Here is a 1,083-nt window from a genome sequence, read left to right on the forward strand (position 1 = left end):
CGCGGTTTCAGATAATAAGTGCAATTGGTAGTTGAGAGGCCAGCTGGTAGAGTCAGCACCTCTCCCGACCAAGAGAAAAGCACTAATGCGCTACAACCAGCTGACCGAAAACGAACGATACCAGATTGATGCATTTATTAAAGCAGGGCTTTCACAAAAAGAAATTGCTGATCAATTAGAACGCAGCCCTTCAACGATTAGTCGAGAACTGAAACGTAATAGTGGCCTGAGAGGTTATCGGCCAGCTCAGGCGCAACGACTCAGTTCTAGTCGAAGAATTAAGGCTTATAAAGCGATTAAATTAACAGAGGAAGTGAAAACCTGGATTACAGATCTAATACGCCAAGAGCTAAGCCCTCAACAGGTTGTGGATTACCTATTGAGGCATAAAAAATTGTCCTTGCACCATGAAACAATTTACCAATTAATTTATAGCAACAAGAATAATGGTGGGAATCTTTATCAACACTTGAGGATTGCGTCCAAGCCGTATCGTAAACGTTACGGAAGTTATGAGCGTCGAGGAAAAATTAAGAACCGCATAGATATTGATGATCGACCGGCAGTTGTAGATCGGCGTAATCGAATCGGTGACTGGGAAGGCGACACCATTATGGGCAAAGGGAGAAAAAGTGCGTTGCTGACCTTGGTTGAACGAAAAACACTGTATACCGTGATTGTTCGGTTAACAGGCAAGCGAGCAGATTTACTGGCAGAAGCAGCCGTAGCAAACATGAAAAGCCTTAGCGACAAAGTAAAAACTATTACCTTTGATAACGGCCTTGAGTTTGCTGAGCATGAACGAATTGCTGCGGGACTGAAAGCGGATATTTACTTCGCTCACCCTTATGCGTCGTGGGAAAGAGGTATCAACGAGAATACTAATGGGCTTATACGACAATATTTCCCAAAAGGAACTGACTTTAATCGAGTCAGCGATGAACAGGTAAGACTTGTTATGGAGCGACTCAACAATCGCCCGCGAAAGACAAGAGGTAGTCGCTCACCTAATGAATTATTTATGGGACAGCGAGTTGATTTACTCGCTGCGTTATGAAATTGCAGTTATTACTTGAAACCGCG

General features: G+C 43.5%; 1 protein-coding gene. It reads left to right on the plus strand.

Features of this window, described 5'->3' with window-relative positions:
* Positions 1-85 precede the first annotated feature (85 nt).
* Positions 86-1,057, plus strand: coding sequence for an IS30 family transposase (locus tag ACYQ28_RS18710; protein ID WP_460052832.1), 972 nt, complete (start codon positions 86-88; stop codon positions 1,055-1,057).
* Positions 1,058-1,083: the final 26 nt, after the last annotated feature.

This window comes from Sessilibacter sp. MAH1, assembly GCF_054658315.1.